Annotated in this window: 22 protein-coding genes and 1 pseudogene; 7 read left to right on the top strand and 16 right to left on the bottom strand. The window is 63.8% G+C overall.

The window, feature by feature from the left end:
* Positions 1–38 precede the first annotated feature (38 nt).
* Entirely contained in the window at positions 39–464 is a 426-nt protein-coding gene (locus BFQ01_RS06225; RefSeq protein ID WP_065924614.1) for a GNAT family N-acetyltransferase, read from the bottom strand.
* A gap of 18 nt (positions 465–482) precedes the next feature.
* Positions 483–974, bottom strand: coding sequence for a GNAT family N-acetyltransferase (locus BFQ01_RS06230; protein WP_065924615.1), 492 nt, complete (start codon positions 972–974; stop codon positions 483–485).
* Positions 975–1,396: 422 nt separating this feature from the next.
* On the opposite strand from BFQ01_RS06230, the gene BFQ01_RS06235 reads away from it, so the two are divergent.
* Entirely contained in the window at positions 1,397–1,867 is a 471-nt protein-coding gene (locus BFQ01_RS06235) for a GNAT family N-acetyltransferase (RefSeq protein ID WP_065924616.1), read from the top strand.
* A 120-nt stretch (positions 1,868–1,987) separates the two neighbouring features.
* On the opposite strand, the gene BFQ01_RS06240 is transcribed toward BFQ01_RS06235, so the two are convergent.
* Complete coding sequence (locus BFQ01_RS06240; RefSeq protein ID WP_065924617.1) at positions 1,988–2,473, bottom strand: HIT family protein; 486 nt, start codon at positions 2,471–2,473, stop codon at positions 1,988–1,990.
* 140 nt (positions 2,474–2,613) lie between these two features.
* Between BFQ01_RS06240 and BFQ01_RS06245 the strand changes: the two genes are divergently transcribed.
* Positions 2,614–2,943, top strand: a complete 330-nt coding sequence (locus BFQ01_RS06245) for a DHCW motif cupin fold protein (RefSeq protein ID WP_065924618.1) — start codon at positions 2,614–2,616, stop codon at positions 2,941–2,943.
* Positions 2,944–3,369: 426 nt separating this feature from the next.
* On the opposite strand, the gene BFQ01_RS06250 is transcribed toward BFQ01_RS06245, so the two are convergent.
* Both BFQ01_RS06250 and BFQ01_RS06255 read right to left on the bottom strand, forming a co-directional pair.
* Positions 3,370–3,837, bottom strand: coding sequence for a copper chaperone PCu(A)C (locus BFQ01_RS06250; protein ID WP_065924619.1), 468 nt, complete (start codon positions 3,835–3,837; stop codon positions 3,370–3,372).
* On the bottom strand, positions 3,837–4,442 hold the full coding sequence (locus BFQ01_RS06255; protein WP_024074981.1) for an SCO family protein: 606 nt from the start codon (positions 4,440–4,442) through the stop codon (positions 3,837–3,839). Before BFQ01_RS06255 ends, BFQ01_RS06250 begins: the two co-directional genes overlap by 1 nt.
* 181 nt (positions 4,443–4,623) lie before the next feature.
* Here BFQ01_RS06255 and BFQ01_RS06260 point away from each other — a divergent pair, with 181 nt between their 5' ends.
* The 5 genes from BFQ01_RS06260 to hemN all read left to right on the top strand — a co-directional run bounded on the left by BFQ01_RS06260 (position 4,624) and on the right by hemN (position 8,914).
* On the top strand, positions 4,624–5,007 hold the full coding sequence (locus BFQ01_RS06260) for a DUF2946 domain-containing protein (RefSeq protein ID WP_065924620.1): 384 nt from the start codon (positions 4,624–4,626) through the stop codon (positions 5,005–5,007).
* 62 nt (positions 5,008–5,069) lie between these two features.
* Positions 5,070–5,615, top strand: a complete 546-nt coding sequence (locus BFQ01_RS06265; RefSeq protein WP_065924621.1) for a putative natural product biosynthesis protein — start codon at positions 5,070–5,072, stop codon at positions 5,613–5,615.
* Between the two features lie 86 nt (positions 5,616–5,701).
* A complete protein-coding gene (locus BFQ01_RS06270; protein WP_065924622.1) occupies positions 5,702–6,145 on the top strand; it encodes a hypothetical protein in 444 nt (147 codons plus the stop codon).
* Between the two features lie 77 nt (positions 6,146–6,222).
* Entirely contained in the window at positions 6,223–7,542 is a 1,320-nt protein-coding gene (locus BFQ01_RS06275) for a coproporphyrinogen III oxidase (protein ID WP_065924623.1), read from the top strand.
* Positions 7,529–8,914 (top strand): oxygen-independent coproporphyrinogen III oxidase, encoded by a 1,386-nt coding sequence (gene hemN / locus BFQ01_RS06280; RefSeq protein WP_065924624.1) that lies wholly within the window; start codon positions 7,529–7,531, stop codon positions 8,912–8,914. The genes BFQ01_RS06275 and hemN overlap by 14 nt, the downstream gene beginning before the upstream one ends.
* A gap of 689 nt (positions 8,915–9,603) precedes the next feature.
* On the opposite strand, the gene BFQ01_RS06285 is transcribed toward hemN, so the two are convergent.
* The 11 genes and pseudogenes from BFQ01_RS06285 to nirS all read right to left on the bottom strand — a co-directional run bounded on the left by BFQ01_RS06285 (position 9,604) and on the right by nirS (position 18,561).
* Positions 9,604–11,058: a nitrite reductase gene (locus BFQ01_RS06285; RefSeq protein ID WP_065924625.1), complete on the bottom strand. Its 1,455-nt coding sequence runs from the start codon at positions 11,056–11,058 to the stop codon at positions 9,604–9,606.
* On the bottom strand, positions 11,055–11,894 hold the full coding sequence (gene cobA, locus BFQ01_RS06290) for a uroporphyrinogen-III C-methyltransferase (protein ID WP_065924626.1): 840 nt from the start codon (positions 11,892–11,894) through the stop codon (positions 11,055–11,057). The genes BFQ01_RS06285 and cobA overlap by 4 nt, the downstream gene beginning before the upstream one ends.
* A 44-nt stretch (positions 11,895–11,938) precedes the next feature.
* Positions 11,939–13,120 carry a heme d1 biosynthesis radical SAM protein NirJ gene (gene nirJ, locus BFQ01_RS06295; RefSeq protein ID WP_065924627.1) on the bottom strand — a complete coding sequence of 394 codons (1,182 nt, stop codon included), beginning with the start codon at positions 13,118–13,120 and terminating at the stop codon, positions 11,939–11,941.
* Between the two features lie 3 nt (positions 13,121–13,123).
* Positions 13,124–13,633, bottom strand: a complete 510-nt coding sequence (locus BFQ01_RS06300) for a siroheme decarboxylase subunit beta (RefSeq protein ID WP_065924628.1) — start codon at positions 13,631–13,633, stop codon at positions 13,124–13,126.
* Complete coding sequence (locus tag BFQ01_RS06305) at positions 13,608–14,051, bottom strand: Lrp/AsnC family transcriptional regulator (RefSeq protein ID WP_065924629.1); 444 nt, start codon at positions 14,049–14,051, stop codon at positions 13,608–13,610. Before BFQ01_RS06305 ends, BFQ01_RS06300 begins: the two co-directional genes overlap by 26 nt.
* Complete coding sequence (locus BFQ01_RS06310; RefSeq protein WP_065924630.1) at positions 14,044–14,559, bottom strand: siroheme decarboxylase subunit beta; 516 nt, start codon at positions 14,557–14,559, stop codon at positions 14,044–14,046. The genes BFQ01_RS06305 and BFQ01_RS06310 overlap by 8 nt, the downstream gene beginning before the upstream one ends.
* A gap of 143 nt (positions 14,560–14,702) precedes the next feature.
* A pseudogene (locus BFQ01_RS06315) lies at positions 14,703–15,152 on the bottom strand (Lrp/AsnC family transcriptional regulator); the annotation flags it as partial.
* 1 nt (position 15,153) lies between these two features.
* The gene (locus BFQ01_RS06320) at positions 15,154–16,323 is read right to left on the bottom strand and encodes a cytochrome D1 domain-containing protein (protein ID WP_065924631.1); all 1,170 of its coding nucleotides are present in this window, start codon (positions 16,321–16,323) and stop codon (positions 15,154–15,156) included.
* Positions 16,320–16,637, bottom strand: coding sequence for a c-type cytochrome (locus BFQ01_RS06325; protein WP_176718737.1), 318 nt, complete (start codon positions 16,635–16,637; stop codon positions 16,320–16,322). The genes BFQ01_RS06320 and BFQ01_RS06325 overlap by 4 nt, the downstream gene beginning before the upstream one ends.
* A 16-nt stretch (positions 16,638–16,653) precedes the next feature.
* The gene (locus BFQ01_RS06330; protein WP_065924632.1) at positions 16,654–16,968 is read right to left on the bottom strand and encodes a c-type cytochrome; all 315 of its coding nucleotides are present in this window, start codon (positions 16,966–16,968) and stop codon (positions 16,654–16,656) included.
* Positions 16,969–16,992: 24 nt separating this feature from the next.
* Positions 16,993–18,561, bottom strand: a complete 1,569-nt coding sequence (gene nirS / locus BFQ01_RS06335) for a nitrite reductase (protein ID WP_235865625.1) — start codon at positions 18,559–18,561, stop codon at positions 16,993–16,995.
* Positions 18,562–18,668 lie beyond the last annotated feature (107 nt).

An 18,668-nucleotide genomic window follows, 5' to 3' on the forward strand; every position in this document is an offset into this window, starting at 1 on the left:
GCCAGGCTGCAAGCGGCTGTCGGGCAAAGCCTTGGACGTTACAGCCGCTTGGACAGAAACACGCGACTGCTGCCTGCCGGTTCACATGGGACTTCCCCGAACCGCACCCACCCATGCTTTTCATAAAAGCCCGGTGCCTGAAAACTGAGGGTATAGAGCACCGCGTTCGCGCAGCCGCGACGCCGGGCTTCGTGCTCAAAGGCGTGCAGCAATCGGCTGCCGAGGCCTGTGCCGCGCAGGGTCTCGGGCAGGTGGAACAGGTCGAGAAAAGCCATGCCCAGGGTGGTTTTGCCGGTGATGCCGCCGACGATCTGCCGGGTATCGGGATCTTTGAGCAATACCGTCAGAGGCAGGCGATCGTTGTAGCCGGCGATACCTTCGTTGAACGCAGCCAGGCCGTTGCCGAGCATACGCTCGGCGTCGGGATTGGCCTGGTCGCTGACTTCAATAAGCGCTGCGGTCATTGCGAAACCCTCCGTTGGTTAAAGCGTCATCAGCATCTCATGCCAGGCCATGCCGCCATGATCCGAGGGTGACGGCTGCATGTAGGTGTAGCCCATGCGGGTGTACAACGGCACATGCTGTTCCTTGCACATCAGGTGAATCGTGCGCTTGCCCATGGCGTGCATGCGCTGCACGAACTCGCTCATCAGCACCTTGGAATACCTCTTGCCCTGATGCGCCGGGTCGACCACCACCGACATGATCACCACATTCGGCGCCTCGGCCGAATGCCCCACCAGTTCCTTGAACGCCTCGTCCGACATCACCACTTCGTGGGCACAGCCGCTGTTGATAAAACCTGCCACTTCGCCATCGGCTTCCAGGATCAAAAAACCTTGCGGGTATAGGGCAATGCGCGTGGCGATCTTTTCCAGGGTCGCGGCTTCGTCGCCCTCGTAGGCGGTGATTTCAATTTCAAAGCAACGGGCGGCGTCGGCGGGGAGGGCGTTGCGCAAGGTGAGGGCGGGCATGGGCGTTTCCTGGGGCGTTGAGCGAAAGGCCACATCATAACGGCCTCGCTGGGACTCTGCGCAGAACACAGATCGAAATTGTGGGAGGGGGCAAGCCCCCTCCCACAGTTTTGTCCGCGCCAGGCTTGGTGGTGGGTGCTGTTTTCGATGCATGTTGGTCAGGGCCATGACGTTCAAGAGGCAGTGTGGAACCCGCCAAAGCGGGTTTCCTCACTGCTCAAGTCACATCAACTCACCGTAAACACATCCGCCACGTCCTGGACCAGGATCCGGGCGGTATTGGCGACGGTGCAACCGATTGGCAGAACGACTGCTCGGCCTGAGTGCTTGATAGGATTAAACTGCCAAAGCGGGAGCAAGCTCCCTCACCTCCGTTATTCATTCACCCGGGCGGGCACCGGAAATCCATGAAGGAAGGACCCATGCTGGAAATAAAACGCGCCACCCCCACCGACGCCAACGCCGCTTTTGACATCCGCCGCGCAGCCATTCGCAGCCAATGCATCGGTGCCTACACCGCTGAACAAATGGCGCTCTGGACCCGTGGCAAGGCCGAGGACGGCTACAGCGCGCTGATGGAAAAACCGTTCTACCTGGGCTGGTTGAACGGTGAGCCGATCGCCACTGGCATGCTCGACCCGGCCAACAACGAAGTCGGCGCGCTGTTCGTGTTGCCCGCATTTACCGGATGCGGGTATGGCAAGGCGATGCTGGATCACCTTGAGCAGGTCGCGCGGGAACTGGCGATTGAAGAGGTGGTGCTGGACGCGACGTTGAATGCCGCGAGTTTTTATCGCGCGTGCGGCTATGTGGGCGATGAACAGGCGATTTATCACTCGCCGTCGGGGTTGCGGTTGGCGTGTATTCCGATGAAAAAACCGCTGCCGCGCTGACGCACCGACTGTAGGAGCCGGCTTGCCGGCGAAAAGCCCGAGGGCAATGCGCTTATTCAGAATGGCCGCGTCATCGTTGACGATTTTCGCTGGCAAGCCAGCTCCTACGGGTGGGCTTGTTCAGTGGAAAAAGTGGGTTCGCAAGGTTGCGATCACTTGTGTAACGGACGGCCCGTGGATCGGTGGAGGCATCAGGCTCTCACCAAACTCCCGCCACACAAACAGCGTCAGTTCCGCACCATCGGTGAGCGTTTTTGCCAGGCCCTGCGAACCCAAACCCTGCAACCGCCGATAGCGCTCATCCCGCCAGAATGCTTCCTCCACCCAGTCATACACCGGGATGAAATGAAAGTGCAGCGGGAACCCCGGCATATGCCCATAGCGGCTGATATACAACCACTTGGGCTTGAGTTGCGCGTCCATGACTCGCTGGGTTTTTGCCAGCAGTCCACCCAGTTCGGCCAGCGCTGCATCCGGCATATCGGCCAGGGAATCAACAGGCGCCTTGGCACCCAGCAACAGGTAACCCGGCAGCTTCGAAGCCAGGTGATGGTTGAGCAGCCAGTGCTCGGTCTCAAGCAGGATGTAGGTGGGGTCGATCTGCATCAGTGCGCGTCCTTGGGAGCAAGGTCGGCAGGATAACAAGCACGCACGCCTGTATCCCATAAAACCACGGGATCTGTGTCTACCCCATGCAGCCTCAGCCCGATAGCTTCCCGTCACGACCACCCACGACCGAGCAAACCATGGAACTCACCGCTGTCCCGTTTGGCATCACCGACTGGTCCACTGTCGAACCCGAGCTTCACCCCGGCGTCAGCGGCAGTGCCTCATGGCGCACCTGCCACTTCGGCACCACCCGCGTGCGCAGGGTCGAATACAGCCCCGGCTACCTGGCCGATCACTGGTGCACGCGCGGGCATGTGCTGCTGTGCCTGGAAGGCGAGTTGCACACTGAGCTGGAAGATGGCCGCCGGTTCACGCTGACGGCGGGGATGAGTTACCAGGTGGGCAATGATATGGAGGCACATCGTTCCTCGACGAGTGTCGGGGCGAAGCTATTTATCGTGGATTGAAGGGTGACCTTTGTGGCGAGCGGGCTTGTCGAATCGTCGCACCGCCCGCGTTGGGGTGCGAAGCGCCCCTGATGAAGACAGATGTGGTGTATCAGACACTCCTCTGCGCCTGGTTTTGGGGCTGCTGCGCAGCCCAACGCGGGACAAGCCCGCTCACCACAAGAATGCGCTCGCCTGAAATTATTTATGCAGGACTCAAGACTTCAGTGTGAAATTTTAACCCTTTAAAATCAGTTAGTTATTTCAAGTTTGATAAGGGCTTTCTCCCGTTGGACTGCGCAGCAGTCCCGTTTTTTCAAACAAAGAGCGGGGGCCACTTCGCGGCCCAACGGGAGCAAGCTCCCTCGCCACAGGTACGGTGTTCGCCCTTAACTGCCTGCCGTTAGGGCTTGCCACAGGAACAGGCACCCCCTTAAATCCGCTGTATCAATGCATCTTGCTATGGTCCATGCCATCCAGCCCACGCGCCGTGGCCTGGACCTCAACGGTCTGCTTTTCGCCCTTGGCGTCCTGCACCGTCAGGGTCAGCGGCACCTGGTCACCTTCCTTGATCTGGCCGGTCAGGCCCATCAGCATCACGTGGTAGCCGTCCGGGTCGAGCTTGACTGCCTTGCCCGTCGGCAGGGCCACCGAGTCCACGGGGGCCATGCGCATCACGTCGTCCTTCATGCTCATCTCATGGATCTGCACATCCTTGGCCATCGGCGAGGCCACGCTGAGCAGCTTGCTGTCGCTGTCGGCGGTCACGGTCATGAATGCCCCGCTGGACGGTTGGCCCGGCACCGAGGCGCGCACCCAGGCGTCGGTGACTTGCACCTGGGCACTGGCGTGGGCGGCGAGGCCCAGCAGGGTGAGGCCAAGGGTGAAGCGCTTGAGGTGTTGAACGGCAGTCATTAGCAGACCTCCATGACGGTGAGCAGGTCTTCTGCGCACTCTTTAGCGGTAAGGGATGCCTGCAACCCCAGGCGCAGGTTGCCACGGGTGTCGAAGACAAAACTGGTGGCCGTGTGGGACAGGGTGTAGGTGTCCCCGGCGGGGATCTTTTCATAGAAGATCCCGAACTCCTTGGCGGCCACGGCGATTTCTTCCGGGGTGCCGTACAGCGCTTCGAAGCTGGGGTCGAAGGCCTTGACGTACTTGTCGAGAATCTCCGGCGTGTCGCGTTCCGGGTCCAGGGTGATAAAGATCACCTGCATGATCTCGCCGTCGCGGCCCATCAGTTTCTTGGCCTGGGCGGCGCGGGCCAGCGTGGTCGGGCACACGGCCGGGCACTGGGTGAAACCGAAGAACACCACCGGCATCAGGCCACGGTAGGAACTGAGGGTGACGGTGTCGCCCTCGGTGTTCTTGAGCTTGAAGGTGCGGCCCATGATCTTGTCGCTCAAGTCCTTGCCGTACTTGAAGTTCAACTTGGGGCTGTTGTCACAACCGGCCAGCAGGCCCAGGCCCAACAGGCCCATGCCGGTCAGGACCTTGCGGCGGGTGAATAACGTACTCATCAACGGTGCATCCTGTGAAACGCCCGCATTGCGCGAAATCAACTCGGCGGGCTTTGAATAGGAGTAAACGAGGAGGGCGCCAAGTCTACCAACCCTGGCCAGCCCGCGTAATCTGCGACGTTCTGCCACAGGGGCACGCTGGATTTCATCCTTTTGCACCGCTGGTGGTAGAGTCGCCGCCATGAAATCGAGCCACCCCGACCGTTCCCTGATCGTCTGGACCCTGTACTTCTGCGTGCTGATGAACCTGTTCGTGTGCGGTTTGGGCCATGGCCAGATGACCGGCCAGCAGCTCAACGGGATCGGTGGCGCGTTCTGTGGAGTGGACGGCCAACAGGCGCCACTTTCCGACAAAGGGCTGGGCGCCCCGTCTTCCAGTAACATCTCGAACTACTTTGCCTGCCCGGTGTGCAACGCCGTGACCGTCGCGCTGGTGTTCCTGATCGGCCTGGCCTGGTTGCTGGGCCTGGGGCAGACCCCACGCCCGGCCCATGAGCGGCGCAACAAGGCGCCGCCGCGTTATTCCTGGCCTTCGGCCAACCCCCGCGCATCCCCCGCATTCTGACGTGTGCCCTGGGCCTCCTGTGAACAGGGGGCGTTCTATCGTCACGACTGTGAGTGCGCTTTATGAACCATCAATTGCCTGCAGGCGCCAGCCGCCTGGTCAGCCAGGCGTCCCGCCGCACGCGCGCGGAGCCGGCACGCCCGGACTACCCGAGCAATGCCCGCTGCTTTGTGCACCTGGATGCACGCCTGTTGCCGTATTGGCACACCGTGTTCGACATCTGCCCGACGCTGCTCAAGCTCGACCCGCCCGAAGGCCTGAACCTGTTTCGCAGCTTCATGACCTGGGCCTATCGCAACCAGCCGGCCCAGGACTGGACGTATCACTTGAGCGTCTGTCGTTGGCTGTTGGGCTCGGCGTATCGCGCGCAGATTGGCGACGAGCCCATCGAGGCCTTCATGGCCGCCGCCGCAGCGCGCTGGATCAGTACCGATCAGAGCCCTGCGCTGGGCATCGTCCTGGCGTGGCGCGGGTCGAAGGTGTTCGATTGGAAGGACGCTCGGTTCGCGGCTGCCGAACAACAGGTGCTGCCCGCTCCAGCGTGGGAGTTTGCCTGGAGCCCGCTGACGCACCTGGGCGAATTCAACCGCTGGTTGCCGCTGCCGTGAACCGCGCTTGATCGGCATCAAGGCCACGGCCTGCGCAAGTCCGCACACTGAGGGTCCTCACTGGCCGGTCCCTCTGCGAGGCCTCCATGCTCTACCTCCTGTTGCTATTGGCCCACCTGTTCGCTGCGCTGATCTTTATCGGCACGGTGTTCTTCGAAGTGCTGATTCTCGGGCACCTGCACCAGCACTTGCCGATTCGGGTGATGGTGCTGGTGGAGCAGGGCGTCGCCCGGCGTGCCCGGGTGTTGATGCCGTGGGTGTTGCTGGTGCTGTTCGGCGCCGGGCTCGGCATGGTCTGGCTGCGTTATCTGCCGGCGTTGGCGGCACCGTTGGCGTCCTCGTTCGGCACGTTGCTGAGCCTCAAGTTGATCCTGGCCGCCAGCGTATTGCTGCACTTTCTGGTGACCATGGCGCGGATGCGCTGGGGCAAGGTCAGCGCGCGCTATAGCCGCTTTATTCACCTGAGCCTGTTCGCGCACATGGTCGCCATTGTGTTGCTGGCCAAGGGCATGTTTTACCTCAGTTGGTAACGACCTTGATGCATATCAAGGTGCGCGCAGCGGTCGCACCGGACAATGGACCACCGCCGCCCGTTCCGGAGTCCGCCATGCGCACCCATCTTCATCCCACCCGCTTTCGTCAGGACCAGGGCGTGCTGGACCTGGCCTGCGATGCGGACACGCGCCGCTTCCATGGCGGTGTGGGTTCCCTCGACCTGTTGCGTGCCCTGCGCGACAGTCGCCAGCGCCAGCGGCCCCTGGCGTTGAACCTGCAGTGGCCGGCGGTTGACGGCGGCGCCGACTACCTGCGCAGCCTCACCGAGGAAATCCAGTTGATCGGCTGCCAGCTCGGTCCGCGCCAGCCGGTCGAGCACTTTCACCTGCGCGGCACCACGCCGACCATCGAGCAGGTGTGTACGTTGCTGGAACACCTGCACAGCCGCTTCAACTTCCTCGACCACGACCGCGGCGACTACCGTATCGACCTCGACCCCTGGCACACCGACTGGGCCACCATGGGCCTGCTGCGCGACCAGGGCTTCAACCATGCCAGCATCGGCGTGCCCGACGTCAGTCGCGAGGGACCGCTGTGCCAGGCGCGCTACCAGGACCCGGCGCCTATCGAATCGCTGGTGGATGCGGCGCGCACCTTTGGCTTTCGCTCGGTGAACATCGACCTCGGCTACGGCCATGCCTGGCAGACGCCGGCCAGTTTCGAGTTGAAACTGGCCAGCCTGATTGCCCTGGAGCCGGATCGCCTGCAACTGTTCGATTACGCCCAGCCACCGGTGCGCTACCAGGGCCGGCAACCCCAGGCGTTTTGCAGCGCGGCGGATAAGATCGTCATGCGCCGCAGCGGCTTTGAACACCTCACCGCCGCCGGGTATCACTACATCGGCCTGGGCCAGTTCGCCCGCGCCGACGATGACCTCAAACAGGCCCAGGAGCGCGGTCGCCTCAGCCGTAACTGCGAAGGCTTTACCCTGCACGGTTACTGCGACCACATCGGCTTCGGCCTGGGCGCCATCAGCCAGATCGATACATTGTGCGCGCAGAACACGGCGGTTCTGCCGCACTACCGTGAGCAGCTGGCCAGTGGTCAACCGGCCACGTGCCGAGGCTGGTTTCGCGAGGCGGCCGACCCGGTGCGCCTGCATGTCGCCGAACGCCTGGCCTGTGACCTGGAACTGAATATCCAGGCCGTGGAGCGCCGTTACGGCCTGGTGTTCAGACGTTATTTCGCCAACCTCTGGCCGCTGCTGGAGGCGTTGCACCGCGACGGTCTGCTTGAGTTGTCGCCTACGTTTATCTGGCTGCTGCCTGCGGGCCTGCCCCAGGTGGATGCCATCTGCGCATTGTTCGAACGGGCGGTGCTCGCCACCCCCGTCAGCGCCAACGACGAGGTGATCGACCATGACGGCGTTTGAGTTCGACCGTGCCCTGGTGCACAAATACGACCGCCCGGGGCCGCGCTACACCTCGTACCCGACCGCGCCGCAGTTCAACAGCGCGTTTGCCCTGGACGACTATCACCAGGCCGTGCGCGCCAGTCACCAACTCGCCGCGTCCAAGGCGTTGTCGGTGTACATCCATATTCCGTTCTGCCAGAGCCTTTGCTACTACTGCGGCTGCCACAAGATCATCACCCGCAAGACCCATCGCGCCGTCGAGTATGTGGCGTACCTCAAGCGCGAGATCCAGATGCAGGGCGCGCTGTTCGAGCGCTCGCGACGCCTGACCCAATTGCACCTGGGCGGCGGCACCCCGACGTATCTGGACGACGCGCAACTGGCCGAACTGATGGCCTGCCTGGCGGACAACTTCAGCCTGGATGACAGCGACGCCCATGAGTTTTCCATCGAGGTCGACCCGCGCACCATCAGCCTCGAGCGCATCAACACCCTGCGCCGCCTGGGCTTCAATCGCCTGAGCTTCGGCGTGCAGGACTTCGACCCCGACGTCCAGGCCGCCGTCAATCGCGTGCAAAGCGAAGCGCAGATCCTGCAACTGGTGGCGGCGGCCCGCGAGGCTCGCTTCAAGTCGGTGAGTGTCGACCTGATCTACGGCCTGCCCCTGCAAACCGTGGCCAGCTTCGACGTGACCCTGAGCAAGCTGATCGCCCTGCGCCCCGACCGCGTGGCCGCCTACAGCTACGCGCACCTGCCAAGCCAGATCCGCGCCCAGCGCATGATCCGCCCCGAAGACATGCCACCCCCGGCACGCAAGCTGGAGCTGCTGGAACTGACCATTCGCCGCCTCACCGAGGCCGGGTATGTCTACATCGGCATGGACCATTTCGCCCTGCCCGACGATGAGTTGGCACTGGCCCGCGTCAACGGCAGCCTGCAACGTAACTTCCAGGGTTACTCCACCCATGCCGATTGCGACTTGATCGGCCTGGGCGTATCGGCCATCGGCAAGGTCGGCGACAGCTACAGCCAGAGCGTCAAGGAACTGTCCCAGTACTACGCGCGCATCGATGCGGGCATGCTGCCGGTGCAACGCGGTTACCGGCTCAACCCCGACGACGTACTGCGCCGCGAGGTGATCAATGGGTTGATGTGCGACGGCCGCGTCGATGTCGCCCAGGTGGAAGCGGCCCATGGCATTCGCTTCAATGAGTATTTTGCCCAAGCGTTGACGCAGTTGGACGAGCAAGTGGCGGACGGGCTGTTGCTGGTTCGGGACGACGCGCTGCAACTGCTGCCCAAGGGCCAACTGATGGTACGCAGCGTGGCCATGGCCTTCGACGCCTACCTGGGCGGTGCCCACAAAGGCCAATTCTCCCGCACCGTCTGACCCACCACGCAGCCCGATAGCAGTGTGTCAGCCAACACCTCTACCAACCCTGCCACCGCCATCGAAGCCTCGCTGAAGCTCGACATCTCCCACAGGGGATCAGCGGTGCCCATCAGACCTACGGCCGGACGTTTTCTACCTGTCAACAACATTCAAATGTGGGAGGGGCGGTGCGACGATTCGACTTGCTCCCGATAGCGGTGGGTCAGCCAGCCCCTCTATCAACTGTGCCGCCGTCATCGAAGCCTCGCTGAAGCTCGACATCTCCCACAGGGGATCAGCGGTGCCCACGAGATCTACAATCGGGCAACTTCCCACCTGCCAACCGAGCTCAAATGTGGGAGGGGCGGTGCGACGATTCGACTTGCTCCCGATAGCGGTGGGTCAGCCAGCCCCTCTATCAACTGTGCCGCCGCCATCGAAGCCTCGCTGAAGCTCGACATCTCCCACAGGGGATCAGCGGTGCCCACGAGATCTACAACCGGGCAACTTCCCACCTGCCAACCGAGCTCAAATGTGGGAGGGGCGGTGCGACGATTCGACTTGCTCCCGATAGCGGTGGGTCAGCCAGCCCCTCTATCAACTGTGCCGCCGCCATCGAAGCCTCGCTAAAGCTCGACATCTCCCACAGGGGATCAGTGGTGCCCATGCGCTCTACGACCTGGCTGCTTCCAGCCTGTCACCAGTGTTCAATGCGACGTCCCTTCCGCAAACTCCACCTTATTGCCCACGTTGTACTTGCCCGACGGCTTATTCATGGGAATGCGCTTCACCTCCTCGAGCGTCTGGCTGTCATACACAATCAGCGCCCCCTCCGTGGCCCAGATGCTCAGCACCACATACCGCCCATCCCGGGTGAATTCCACATGGGCTGCCGTCTTGCCCGGCACTGGCCTCAGGGTGTGGGCGATCTCGAGGGTCTGCTTGTCGATCAGGTGAATCGCATCATTGTCCGGCCCGAAAAACACGTCGCTCCACACATAGCGCGAGTTCACATGGCTGCGCATGAAAAAGCCCGGCCCGAGGGTGGGAATCTGTTTGATCAGGCTCCAGGTCTTGAGGTCGATCACCGAGATTTGCCCCTTGCTGATATTCGGCGTGGCAAACACCCATTGCCCGTTGCGTTGCCAGTACGTCCCCGAACCCAGGTGCGGCATGCCGGACAGCGGGACGTCGGTGACCACGCGGCCGCTGTCCAGGTCGATCACCTGGCCGCCGCCGGCCTTGCGTGAGGTGGCGATCAGTTGCCGGTAGTCGGGCGAGAACGAGAAGTCGTCGAGCACGTCCTGGGCCTGGATGCGCCGGGGCTCGAAGCTGGGGCGGGCATCGGCATAGGACAATTCCCAGACTTCGTTCACGTCCTTGAGCGCGACGATAAAGCTGTTGCGCGGTGGTGCGGTGTACACCGCACTGACCCGTGAGCCCGTTTCCAGGGTCTTGACCAGCGACAGGTCGCGGGCATCCAGCAGCACCAGGTTGCCCGGCAGGTAGTTGCCCGCCAGCACCCAGCGCCCATCCTTGCTCACCGCCAGGTTGCGGGTGTTGAGGCCCACGCGGATCTCGGCGATCAGCTTGAGGTTGTGCAGGTCGTACTGGCTGATCCAGCCGTCCCGCGAGGCGAAGTACACAAAGCGTCCATCCGGGGAGAATTTCGGCCCGCCGTGCACCGCGAAATGGGTGGGGAAACGGTCCAGCACGGCAAAGGTGTCGCCGTCGAGAATATCCATGTGATGGTCGCCGGATTCCACCACCACAAACAGGTTGAGCGGGTCGGCGTGATGCTGCGGCGTGCTCGGCAATTGGCGCAGGTCCGCCAGCACGCTGTGGCTGGTGCGGATGTCATGCTCGTTCCAGGTCGCCGGTGAGTCAGGCGGCTGTTGCAGAAACTGCGCCAGCCCATCCATCTGCGCGGCGCTCAGTTGCGGCGCGAACGCGGCCATCTGGCTGGCGGGCCGGCCGTGTTCGATGACCTTGCGCACTTCATCCGGCTTGATCCGCCCCAGGCTCTCCGGCAGCAGCGCCGGGCCGGTGGCGCCGATGCGATTAAGCCCGTGGCAGCTTTCGCAATACTGGCGGTAGTCCTGCGCGGGCGTAGCGTGCGCGGCCGTGGCCCACAGCAGCGGCACCAGCAGCAGGCGCTTCATACCGCCACCGCTTCACGGGCCGGTGCCAGGCTGGCGGGGAAGTGCAGGGCGGCGTCGGCAAACAGGTTGACGACGTGGCCGATCACCGTCAGCGTCGGTACGCCGGGTTCGCAGTCGGCGGCCAGGGTGGGCAACTGGCGCAGGGTGCCACGGGCCACCTGTTGATCGGCGCGCGCACCGTTGCTGATCAGGGCGGCCGGCGTATCTGCGGGCAAACCGGCCGCCACCAAATGCTCGGCGATCAGTGCCAGGTTCGACAGGCCCATGTAGAACACCAGGGTCTGGCTCGGCTCGGCCAGGCTGGCCCATGGCAGTTTCAACGCGCCGTCGCGTTGCAGGTGGCCGGTGACGAAGCGGCACGAATTGACCAGCTCGCGGTGGGTCAGCGGGATACCGGCATAGGCGCTGCAGCCGGAGGCGGCGGTGATGCCCGGCACCACCTGGCACGGGATACCGCGCGCGAGCAGGTACTCCAGCTCCTCGGCGCCGCGCCCGAAGATAAACGGGTCGCCGCCCTTGAGGCGCACCACCCGCTGGCCCTGGTCGGCCAACTCAGCCAGCAGTTCATTGAGTTGATCCTGGGGCAGGCTGTGGCAACCGCTGGCCTTGCCCACGTAATGACGGGCGCAGGTCAACGGGATCAGCGCGAGCAGTTCGGCACTGATCAGCCGGTCGAACACCACGGCGTCGGCCTGCATCAACAGGCTCCAGGCGCGCAGGGTCAGCAGGCGCGGGTCACCGGGGCCGGCGCCCACCAACGCGACTTCGCCGGGGTGCAAGGGGCTGTGCAGACTGGCCGGCAGGCCAGTGGAGGAGTGGGCAGTTGAAGTGTGCATGCGACGTCCTTGGTTCATCATCAGGTAGGCGGCCCCCGGTTGTGTCACCGGGTAGTCGAGCAAGGGATCAGGTTGAGCGGCTGGCGCGCGATCTCGGCGTCGCTGAAGTAGCAACCGGGGTCCGGGCCCCACAGGTCGCCATCGGCCCAGGCGCGGGTGCGGGTATTGCCGTTGCAGATCGCCAGCCAGCGGCACTCGGCGCAGCGTCCGCCAATGCTGCGCGGGTGTTCGCGCAGGCGTAGCAGCAACGGGTCGGGCTGCTCCAGCCAGAGTTGGCGGAAGGTGGTGTTGCGCACATTGCCCACCGATTGCTGCCACCAGTAGGTGTCCGGGTGCACCTCGCCGGTGTTGTCGATATTGGCGATGCCGCTGCCCGAGGCATTGCCGCCCCAGCCGTGCAGCAGGTGTTCAAGCTGCGGGTAGTGTTCGGGCAGGTGCTGGTGCACCCATTGCAGCAACAGCACGGCGTCGGCGTCGTTGTTGCCGCTGACGAAATCACTGTCCACGCCGTGTTGAATATCGCTCCAGGCCTGCTGGAAGATCAGCGCCATGGCCTCGCGGCTCATCTGCCGGTGCGCATCCAGCTGGCGGCTGCGCTTGCCGCGCCCGCTGTAGTTGAGGTGCGACAGGTAGAACTTCTGCACGTCATAGGTGCGCATCAGCGCCAGCAACTGCGGGAGCTGCCCATGGTTGTCCTGGGTCAGGGTGGTGCGCAGGCCCACGCGAATCCCGGCTTCGCGGCACAGGCGGATGGCGTGCATGGAGCGCTGGAAACTGCCGTGCAATTGGCGAAAGGCATCGTGGGTCGCTTCCAGGCCGTCGATGCTGATGCCCACGTAGTCGAAGCGGGCGTCGGCGATCTGCTGGATGTTGTGCTCATCGATCAGCGTGCCGTTAGTCGACAGTGCGACGAAAAAGCCTTTATCGCGGGCATAGGCGCTGAGCTCGAAGAGGTCTTCGCGCAGCAGCGGCTCGCCCCCGGACAGGATCAACACGCGAACCCCGGCGTCGTGCAAATCGTCGATCACCCGCAGCGCTGCCGGGGTGTCGAGTTCATCGCGAAACACGCTGTCGGCGCTGGTGGCGTAGCAGTGCTTGCAGGTGAGATTGCAGCGCCGCAGCAGGTTCCAGATCACCACCGGCGGCCGCTCTCTGCCAGGGGGCGAGGTGCGCGGCGGCGGGCATTGGCCGGCGAGGGTGCGCAGGTACTGACTGATTCGCAGCATGGGCTATTCCTTTGAGTGCGCCGGCGTCAGGCGCAGGCCGGTCTTTTTCAGGATGCGGCTGCTCACCAGCATCTCGTCGGCGTGGCAGGCATCCCCCAGCAGGAAACGCAGGTGCTCGCGGTAGCTGTCGATTTCTTCGCGGCTGCGGCCATGCACCATGGCGAACAGGTTGTAGGGCCAGTTCGGGCGCCGGGGGCGACGGTAGCAATGGCTGACAAACGGCTGGGCGCCGAGCAGTTCTCCCAGGCGCGGCAGGTGCACATCGGCCACGTCCCACACGGTCATGCCGTTATGCCGATAGCCCAGGCGGTAGTGGTTGGGCACGGCGGCGATACGCCGGATCGCGCCTTCGGCCTGCAGGCGCTTGAGCAGGTCGAGGGTCGATTCGACGCTGATGCCCAACTGCTCGGCGAGCCAGGCCCACGGGTCCTCCACCAGCGGCAGGCCGCTTTCGGTGAGGGCGACCAGCTGCAGGGCCAGGGTGTTGTCAGACCGGGAAATACAGACCGACATGGTAGGTGTGCTCCTTCGGCAGATTGAGCACCGCCAGCCCGGTGAGGGCCTCGATGTGCGATAGGGTGGCGGCCAACTCCTGCGCGGTGGCGCAGGCCAGCACGAACCACATGTTCCAGCGGTGTTCGCGGCGGTAGTTGTGGGCCACCTGGGGCAGGGCGTTGAGCTGCTCGGCGACCGCGTCAAAGCGCGCCTCGGGTACGGCGAGCGCCGCGAGGGTGAAAGCGCCGCCGAGACGCTCGATATCGAACATCGGGCCGAAGCGCGTGAGCACGCCGTCTTCGAGCAGGGCATACAAGCGGTCGAGCAGTTCACTCGGATGGCTGTGCAGTTCCTCTGCCACCTGTTGCCAGGTCTGGCGCACCAGCGGCAGGCCGTGTTGCAGGCGGTTGATCAATTGTCGATCCAGCTCATCCATGGGCCCATACCTGTGACGTCGGCGGCGCGAAACGCCCGCCGCATTGCTTGAAGGCGCGGGTGCTGAACAGCAGTTGGTGGGGCAGGTCGCTGAGCAGATGCTGCTCCAGCAACGCCTGGATCTGCGCCTCGACCACCGCGCGCTCGCGCCCGTGCACCATGCAGAACAGGTTGTAGCGCCACTGCGGCAGGCGTCGCGGGCGCTGGTAACACAGATTCACGCCGGGCGCGCGGCCCAGGCGCGCACCGACTTCATCGACCAGCGCATCCGGCACATCCAGCACCAGCATGGCGTTGGCCACATAGCCCAGGGCGCGGTGATTGAGCACCAGGCCGACACGACGGAACAGGCCCTGGTCGTGCCATTGCTGCATCTGTTGCAGCACCTGATCGTGGTGGGCACCAATCTGCTCGGCGAGCTCGTCGTAGGGCCGTGGCACGATGGGCAAACCGCGTTCCAGGCACTGGCGCAGATCGAGCATCTGCTCGTGGTTCAGTGGCGCGATCACGGCTGCTCTCCCAAACTACCCACCTCAAAAAAATCTCCCGTAGCAGCTGCCGAGCCTTGGCGAGGCTGCGTTTGCGGTGTGTCTGACCCACCGCTGACGCAGCCTCGCCAAGGCTCGGCAGCTGCTACGCGCGGGGCTTCTCCCGCTTCGAGGGGGAAACCGAGGTCGATGCGATAGGCGGTGAGCATCGGCAGGTCCAGGGGCGTGAGGCCGGTGTCTTGCTCCAGCTCATCGAGGATCTGCTGCAGGTGCTGGCGGTGGGGCCCGGTGAGCACGAACCATAGGTTGTAATGATGCTCGCGGGCGTAGTTGTGATTGACCTCCGGGTACTGGCTGACCCGCGCGGCCACCTGTTCCAGGCGCTCGATCGGCACCGCCAGGGCGGCCAGGGTGCTGGCGCCCGCGCGGGTGTGTTCGAACACCAGGCCGATGCGCGACAAGGCGCCGGCCAGTTCCAGGCGTTGCAGGCAGGCCATCACCTCGGCCGCGCTGCAACCCAGCACCTGGGCCATTTCGCGGTAGGGCTCGGCGCACAGCGGCATGCCGTGCTGGAAGCGTTCGATCAATTGCTGGCTGAGCGAATCAAGGTCCATTTCAATACCCCATTTTTTGCGCGCGCAGGCTGAAGAAAATCCCGCTGGGACTCTGGGCCGGCAGGCTTTTCAGCAGGGTCAGGCGGTACGGGTCCCACACTTGCAGCTGTTCGCCATCGCGCACCGACAGCCACAGTTGCTCGCCACGCCCGCTGAATTCCATGTGCAGCACACCGGGGCCGGGGCGCAGGTCGGCGACCACTTGGTGGGTTTCGGTGTCGAGTACCTGCACCCGGTCGTTGTCCGGGTAGGCGAAGTTGACCCACAACTGGCGCCCGTCGGGCCGCGCAGTGACAAAGATCGGCTGCCCGGCCACCGGGATCGCCGCCGTCTGCTGCCAGGTGCGCGCGTCCATCACCAGCACCTGGTGGCGTCCCACCGCCGGCACGAACGCCTGGTCATCGGCGACGTCCCAGCCCTCCAGGTGGGGCATCTTGTACACCGGCAGCTTGGCCTGGCCCCGGCCATAGTCCTTGAGCACGCGCACCACGCCGCGCTCCGGGTGCCACAGGTCGAGCTGGGCCATGCCGTCTTCACCGAACAGCCCGGCCATGTAGTAGCGGCCGTCGGCGGTGATCAGCGCGTCATAGGGTTGCTCGCCGACCTCCTTGAAGCGGGTGATGCGCGGCGGGTTGCCGTGGCTGAAGTCGGCGCTCCAGATCTCGCCGGTGTCGAACAGGCTGAACACGAAGCGCTGCCCGGGCGCATCCACCAGGCCGACCACCCGCGAGCGTTTGCCATCGGCCAGTGCGGTCGCGGGGATGTCGGCGATGAGGGTCAGGTCTTCTGCATCGAACACCTTGACCCCGCCCGGCACGTAATTGGATACGGCGATCAAGCGCCCATCCTGGCTGATGGCGCCGCCGATGCTGTTGCCGCCCTGGACGATGCGCCGCTCGATGCGTTGGCGCAGCAGGTCGATCTTGGTCAGGCCGCCATCGCGGGCAAACACGTAGGCATAGCGCTGGTCGCGGGAAAACACCGCCGAGGCGTGGGACAGGTCGCCCAGCCCCTCGATACGGGCCAGTTCGGTCATGCCGGTGCTCTCGATAATCTGCACGCTGCCACTGGCGCGTTCGATCACCAGGCCCAGGTCGCCGCTGCCGCGCAAGGCAGGTTGGGCGCAGGCACCCAGCAACAGGCACAGGGATAACAGGGTAGGACGCATCATGGTGGGGGGCTTCCTTGCAATAGGCGGTCGACCAGCCAGGCAATATCGCCGGCACTCAGCAGCGGACCCCAACCGGGCATGGCGCGGGCAGGACGGCCGTAGGTCACGGTGGCGATCAGGCTGTCGCGGCTGTGGTGGACCAGGGCTTGCGGTGTGAGGGCCGGACCCAGGCCGCCGGTGAGGTGCAGGCCATGGCAGGCCCCGCAATCCTGGGTCAACAGGTGTTCAAGGCGGGCAGCGTCCGGGGTGGCCGCTGCCCGCGCGGGAATCAGCAGGAGCAGCGCCATGGCCGTACCGATCATCGATGCTTGCATGGCGTGCTCCTTGTGCTTATTTCAAGGTCAGGACCCAATCGGCCAACACCTTGGCTTCATCATCGGTGACCTGGTTCGGCGGCATCGGCACCGGCCCCCAGTTGCCCTGGCTGCCGTTCTTGATGTGGCTGGCCAGGGTGGTGGCTGCGTCTTTCACACCGGCATTCTTGGCGGCGACGTCCTTCAAGGCCGGCCCCACCAGTTTGCTGTCAATCATGTGGCAGCCCACACAGGGTTTGCTGTTGAACAACCCCGGCCCGTCTTGTGCCAACACCGGTTGCAGGCTGAGCGCAGCGGCGGATGCCAGCAGTGCGAGGAGAATATTTTTCATTCGGTGACCTCGTGTTGATGGGGCTCAATAAATGTCGTGTTGGGTGTTGTAGACGTTGAATTTTCCGGTCGGCGTGATCAGGCGCTTGTCGCGGATCACCTGCTTGAGCTTCAAGGTCTTGTCATCGATCACCACCAGCGCCGACTCTTCGGTCTGGCCGTTCCACACCGAGAACCACACCTCGTCACCGGCCTTGTTGTATTCCGGTTGCACCACCCGCAGCGCGCCTTGCTTGATGCCCGAATACTCGGCAATCGGCAGCACGGTGTAGCCCTTGTCCAGCTGGTTGATGTCGAACACCGCCACCGACTGGCTGAGCTTGGCGTCGGGGTTGAGGGTGGTGTCGACATACAGGTGATGGGAGTTGGGGTGGGTCTTGATAAACAGCGAACCGCCGCCCTGGCCCTTGAGGGATTCCACCTGCTTCCAGGCGTATTGCGGGTGCTTGACCGGGTCGGTGCCGATCACCGAAATACCGCCGTCGCCCAGGTGGCTGGTAGCCCACACCGGGCCGTATTTGGGGTGAATGAAGTTGGCGCCACGGCCAGGGTGCGGGGTCTTGCCGACCTCTACCAACGCGGTGAGCTTGCGCTCCTTGGAGTCGATCACCGCGACCTTGTTGGAGTTATTCGCGGCGGTCATGAAGTAGCGGTGGGTGCTGTCCCAGCCGCCGTCATGCAGGAACGGCGCGGCGTCGATGGTGGTGATGGTGAGGTTCTTGATGTCCTGGTAATTGACCAGCATCACCTTGCCGGTTTCCTTGATATTGACGATGAACTCCGGCCACTCGTGGGAGGCGATGATCGCCGCCACGCGGGGTTCGGGGTGGTATTCCTGCTTATCGACGGTCATGCCCCGGGTGGACACGATCTGCCTGGGCTCCAGGGTTTCGCCATCCATGATGGTGAACTGCGGCGGCCAGTAGGAGCCGGCAATCGCGTACTTGTCTTCATAGCCCTTGAACTTCGAAGTCTCCACCGAGCGCGCTTCGATACCCACCTTGATCTCGGCGACTTTGGTCGGCTCCAGGGGCCACAGGTCGATCATGTCGATCTTGGCATCGCGGCCGATCACCAGCAGGTAGCGGCCAGACGCGGAGATACGCGAGATATGCACGGCGTAACCGGTGTCGATCAGCTTGATGATCTGCTTGGTGTCACCGTCCACCAGGGCGATCTTGCCGTCGTCGCGCAGGGTGACCGAGAACAGGTTTTGCAGGTTGAGGGTGTTCAGTTGTTTTTTCGGCCGGTCTTCGGGCTTGACCAGTACTTTCCAGGTCTTGAGGGTTTCGGCCATGCCCCATTCAGGCGGGGTGGGCGCGGTGTGCTGGATGAAGGTGGCCATGCTGGTGATCTGCGCCTTGGTCAGCGCATTGGACGTGCCCCAGTTGGGCATGCCGGCCGGGGAACCGTAGGTGATCAGCGCTTCCAGATACGCCTGGCCACGGGCCTGGGTGATGTCCGGGGTCAGCGGCTTGCCGGTGGCGCCTTTGCGCAACACACCGTGGCAGCCGGCGCAGCGTTCGAAGTAAATCTGCTTGGAGGCGTCGAACTCAGCCTGGCTCATATCCGGCGCGCCGGGGCTTTTCACCATCCCGGTCGGCGCGTCGCCATGGGCGTTGATGGGCAATGCGAGGGCCAGGGCGCAGCTCAGGCTGGCAAGACTCAGGACCCAGGGTTTTCTGTTGCGAGTCAGCATTC

It is taken from the genome of Pseudomonas sp. 8 R 14 (genome assembly GCF_900005955.1).
In the GTDB taxonomy this organism is placed as follows: domain Bacteria; phylum Pseudomonadota; class Gammaproteobacteria; order Pseudomonadales; family Pseudomonadaceae; genus Aquipseudomonas; species Aquipseudomonas marginalis.

What these genes read in the sequence shown, in the direction of transcription:
- BFQ01_RS06225 (WP_065924614.1), bottom strand. Translation starts at nt 464, where the DNA reads ATGACCGCAGCGCTTATTGAAGTCAGCGACCAGGCCAATCCCGACGCC.
- BFQ01_RS06230 (WP_065924615.1), bottom strand. Translation starts at nt 974, where the DNA reads ATGCCCGCCCTCACCTTGCGCAACGCCCTCCCCGCCGACGCCGCCCGT.
- BFQ01_RS06235 (WP_065924616.1), top strand. Translation starts at nt 1,397, where the DNA reads ATGCTGGAAATAAAACGCGCCACCCCCACCGACGCCAACGCCGCTTTT.
- BFQ01_RS06240 (WP_065924617.1), bottom strand. Translation starts at nt 2,473, where the DNA reads ATGCAGATCGACCCCACCTACATCCTGCTTGAGACCGAGCACTGGCTG.
- BFQ01_RS06245 (WP_065924618.1), top strand. Translation starts at nt 2,614, where the DNA reads ATGGAACTCACCGCTGTCCCGTTTGGCATCACCGACTGGTCCACTGTC.
- BFQ01_RS06250 (WP_065924619.1), bottom strand. Translation starts at nt 3,837, where the DNA reads ATGACTGCCGTTCAACACCTCAAGCGCTTCACCCTTGGCCTCACCCTG.
- BFQ01_RS06255 (WP_024074981.1), bottom strand. Translation starts at nt 4,442, where the DNA reads ATGAGTACGTTATTCACCCGCCGCAAGGTCCTGACCGGCATGGGCCTG.
- BFQ01_RS06260 (WP_065924620.1), top strand. Translation starts at nt 4,624, where the DNA reads ATGAAATCGAGCCACCCCGACCGTTCCCTGATCGTCTGGACCCTGTAC.
- BFQ01_RS06265 (WP_065924621.1), top strand. Translation starts at nt 5,070, where the DNA reads ATGAACCATCAATTGCCTGCAGGCGCCAGCCGCCTGGTCAGCCAGGCG.
- BFQ01_RS06270 (WP_065924622.1), top strand. Translation starts at nt 5,702, where the DNA reads ATGCTCTACCTCCTGTTGCTATTGGCCCACCTGTTCGCTGCGCTGATC.
- BFQ01_RS06275 (WP_065924623.1), top strand. Translation starts at nt 6,223, where the DNA reads ATGCGCACCCATCTTCATCCCACCCGCTTTCGTCAGGACCAGGGCGTG.
- hemN (WP_065924624.1), top strand. Translation starts at nt 7,529, where the DNA reads ATGACGGCGTTTGAGTTCGACCGTGCCCTGGTGCACAAATACGACCGC.
- BFQ01_RS06285 (WP_065924625.1), bottom strand. Translation starts at nt 11,058, where the DNA reads ATGAAGCGCCTGCTGCTGGTGCCGCTGCTGTGGGCCACGGCCGCGCAC.
- cobA (WP_065924626.1), bottom strand. Translation starts at nt 11,894, where the DNA reads ATGCACACTTCAACTGCCCACTCCTCCACTGGCCTGCCGGCCAGTCTG.
- nirJ (WP_065924627.1), bottom strand. Translation starts at nt 13,120, where the DNA reads ATGCTGCGAATCAGTCAGTACCTGCGCACCCTCGCCGGCCAATGCCCG.
- BFQ01_RS06300 (WP_065924628.1), bottom strand. Translation starts at nt 13,633, where the DNA reads ATGTCGGTCTGTATTTCCCGGTCTGACAACACCCTGGCCCTGCAGCTG.
- BFQ01_RS06305 (WP_065924629.1), bottom strand. Translation starts at nt 14,051, where the DNA reads ATGGATGAGCTGGATCGACAATTGATCAACCGCCTGCAACACGGCCTG.
- BFQ01_RS06320 (WP_065924631.1), bottom strand. Translation starts at nt 16,323, where the DNA reads ATGATGCGTCCTACCCTGTTATCCCTGTGCCTGTTGCTGGGTGCCTGC.
- BFQ01_RS06325 (WP_176718737.1), bottom strand. Translation starts at nt 16,637, where the DNA reads ATGCAAGCATCGATGATCGGTACGGCCATGGCGCTGCTCCTGCTGATT.
- BFQ01_RS06330 (WP_065924632.1), bottom strand. Translation starts at nt 16,968, where the DNA reads ATGAAAAATATTCTCCTCGCACTGCTGGCATCCGCCGCTGCGCTCAGC.
- nirS (WP_235865625.1), bottom strand. Translation starts at nt 18,561, where the DNA reads ATGGTGAAAAGCCCCGGCGCGCCGGATATGAGCCAGGCTGAGTTCGAC.